Source organism: Hydrogenophaga sp. (assembly GCF_041633695.1).
In the GTDB taxonomy this organism is placed as follows: Bacteria; Pseudomonadota; Gammaproteobacteria; order Burkholderiales; family Burkholderiaceae_C; genus Hydrogenophaga.
Genome location: NZ_JBFJMY010000454.1, coordinates 1 through 3,306, shown reverse-complemented (window position 1 = coordinate 3,306; position 3,306 = coordinate 1). Strand labels below are relative to the sequence as shown.

The window sequence follows — 3,306 nt, the reverse complement described above, 5'->3', positions numbered from 1 at the left end:
GCGCTCGCTGCCCAGTTCCTTGAATTCCTGCGGCAACAAGAGGGCGCGCCGTTGCTCACTTTCGTTGCGGCTCACCGAGCTGTGGCCGTGGCCACTGAAGGAACGGCTGCGCCCGCGCGAGGTGGCACGTTCGGAGAAGTGGCCCAGCATGGCGCTGTATACGTCGGCGTCGCGCTGCTCACGCGGTGCGTAGAGGATCTGCAGGCCGTGGTTGGTGGCAAAGGTGCGGGCTTCCTTGTCGCCATAGACGGCGTCGAGCTGCGACATGGCTTGCACCACCGTCAGCAATCGCAAGTTGTAGCCGGCCAGGAAGGCGGCGGCGTGGGTGATGGCGCCCGCGCGGCCCATGGCGGTGAACTCGTCGTTGACCAGCAGGCATTGCAGTTTCAGGCTGGGGTCCTGCTCGGGCAGGTGCTGGGTATTGAGGCAGACCAGTTGCGAAAAAAACAGATTGAGCAAAGGCCGCGCGTTGGCCAAACGGTTCGGCGGGATGCGCACATAGACCGACATGCGCCGGCGGCGCAGATCCTCCAGCCGGAAATCGTCGGCGCTGGTGGCGGCGTCCACCACGGCGTCGGCAAAGATGGTCAGCGGCGCATGGAAGGTGGCGACCACGCTGGCCAGGGTGTTTTCTGAATTGCTCAGCAGGCGCTGCAAGGCATCGACGCACTCGTCGGACAGCGGTTTGTTCTGTTCGCGGCGTTGTTTGATCAGGCCGCCCAGGTGGTCTTTCAGCGGCTGACCCTTGCCCGAGGACTGGCGCAGCATCTCGCCCACTGTGCGGGGCAGTTCCGGGGTTTCCAGCAGCATCAAGCCCAGGCCCAGGAACAGGTTGCGTGCCTGGTCGTTGAAAAAGGCTTCGGACGAGGTGCCGCCACCGTCGTTCGGAAAAAACACCTGACCGATGCCCAGCAGGTCGCCGACCCGGTGCAGCGCGCTGGTGCGCACGGCGGTCAACGGGTTCCAGCGGTGCGACCGGGCTACTTCATCGAATGGAGAAAACGCGTACACCGCCTGGCCATGTTTCGCCCGGTAGCCGGCTGTGATGGCGTGGTTTTCTCCTTTGATGTCCAGCACCACGACCGAATCGGGCCAGTTCAGCAGGTTGGGAATCACCACGCCGACGCCCTTGCCGCTGCGGGTAGGGGCGGACAACATGACCGAGAGCTGGCCGGGCAGGGCGAGGAACTGGCTCTTGAAGCGCCCGATCAGGATGCTGGGGCCTGAAGTCGACTCGCCCGATATGAGCAAGCCGGCACGGCCCACTTCGGCGCTGCTGGCGAAGCGCGCGGATCCGTGCAAGGCTCGACGCGGTCGCGCTGCGGCAATCAGAGCGCCGGGCAGGATCACCAGTGAGCCCAGACCCGACACTGCGATGGCCATCAGCAAGCGCTGGCGCAGCGTGGCGTCGTCGGCATAGAGCTGCCAGTAGCCGACGATGCTGCTCCACTGGGCCTGTCGGGGGTCGGCTTTGCTGAGGATCAGGAACAGCGCTCCCGAGAGGTACACCGCTGCGAAGGCGAGCAGGGCCAAGGCGGCCAGCGCAAAGCCGCCGGCAGCGACCTTGCGGCCCAGGGACCGGGTGGAGAGGGGCTGTGCCACCAGCGATGTCATGGTGCAACGTCCTCAAACAACATGGCCTGCTGTGATGAGCGGCCGTCGCCCGCTGGCAGATCGGTGGGGCGTTGCCGCTTGTGCGGGTCGTAGGCGATCTCGGCAATGAAGCGGCCCCGTTCATCGCGGTCGAACTGCACGAAGACATCGACCACGAGGTGCAGCAGGGCCTTGATCTCGCCCATGTGCAGGCCGCCACCGGCGCCACTCTCGCGGATCATTAATGACATCTGTTCCAGGGCCAGGGCACAACTGCCGGCGTGCACGCTGGTGATGCTGCCCGGGTGACCGGAGGCGGCGAGGCGGATGAACGAGAAACACTCCTCGCCGCGCAGCTCGGCGAGGAAGATGCGGTCGGGCTTCATGCGCAGGCAGGCTTCCAGTAGCGACTTGGCCGCCACGCGGGCCGTGCCCTGGGCATCCTTGCTGTAGAACAGGTGCACCACATTCGGATGGTTGGGCAGAGTGAGTTCCGCCGTGTCCTCGATCGTGATGAGACGTTCGTTGTGCGGCACCTCCTCGACCAGACCTTTCATGAAGGTGGTCTTGCCCGACCCGGTTTTTCCGCTCACCACCATGGTCTGGTGGTTGCGGACGGCCAGGCGCAGGAACTCGGCGTAACGGCCAGCCGATTTCAAATTGAGCAGCTCTTGTTCGAAAGGCCGCAGGCCGGCGTTCAGCATGCAGCGCTCTTGTGTTCTGTGTTGTTCGATCCGATCGAACAGGCCGTCGCGCTCAAAATCGCTCAACTTCAAAGTGAGCTCCGATGGCTTGCGCACCGTGATCGACACCGTGCCACGCGGCACCGCTGGTGGGATGGCGAACTGGATGCGCTCGCCACTGGGCAGCGTGGCCGAGAGCAGGGGTCTTTCCTGGTTGATCTGCTGGTCGCAAAACGTTGCGACTGCAGTGGCCAAGGAGAGGCAACGTTCCTGCGTCATCTCGTGGGCGGCAACGGTCTGCCAGCCACCCACTGTTTCCACCTGAAGTTCACCGGGCCGGTTCATGCAGACTTCCAACACGCCGGGTGCGTTCAGTTGGGCGCGTAGCGGGCGCAGGAACTCGATCACCGAGGTGGCGTCACCGCACCAGCCCTCGGGTGAGCCGTCCTGATCGCGGGACTGCGCGCTCATCGGTTCACCGGCTTGAGTTCGTAGACCGAAGAAAAGTCCACATCGCGGGCGACGTAGATGCCGACGATACCCCCCTGATTCTGGTAGAGCAGGGGCGGAATGTTGATGGTGCTGTCGAGAACTTTTTCCGCGAGTTTGCTGGTGTTGTTGGTGGTCGAGGGCAAGACGATGGTGTCGGCTTGCTGGTCTTGCGCCTGGTTTTGGATCACCAGCTTGACCGAATCGTCGATCAAAGAGAGCAGCATGGCGGCACCGATGCGTTCGCCCCAGCGGTTGTCGACATGACCGTCGATGCCCGATTCACCCAACTGGCCCGTGCCGGGGGAATCGATGTCCACCGTCACGCCCAGGGGGGTGCGGATGCGGGTCCACAGCACCGGGATGCGCACCGTGCCGGGTCGAACCGAGGCAATGCGGTATTCCCCGTCCAGGTGGGAGCCACGTTCGATCAGCAACACCCGACCGTTGTCGCCAAAGACATTGCGTTGCACCTGGCAACCGACCAGGCCCGAGGTGGCGCTGATCACCTTGGTCTTGAGTGCGCAGGTGAAGGCCGTGC

3 protein-coding genes are annotated in these 3,306 nt (G+C 64.1%); all 3 read right to left on the bottom strand.

Going from position 1 to position 3,306, the window contains the following annotated elements; genetic code table 11:
* On the bottom strand, nucleotides 1-1,614 hold a 1,614-nt coding region (locus tag ABYB95_RS19975), incomplete at its 3' end, for a type IV secretory system conjugative DNA transfer family protein (protein ID WP_372660947.1).
* Nucleotides 1,611-2,747 carry a P-type DNA transfer ATPase VirB11 gene (gene virB11, locus ABYB95_RS19970; protein WP_372660944.1) on the bottom strand — a complete coding sequence of 379 codons (1,137 nt, stop codon included), beginning with the start codon at nucleotides 2,745-2,747 and terminating at the stop codon, nucleotides 1,611-1,613. The genes ABYB95_RS19975 and virB11, both read right to left, overlap by 4 nt.
* On the bottom strand, nucleotides 2,744-3,306 hold a 563-nt coding region (locus ABYB95_RS19965; RefSeq protein ID WP_372660942.1), incomplete at its 5' end, for a TrbI/VirB10 family protein. The genes virB11 and ABYB95_RS19965, both read right to left, overlap by 4 nt.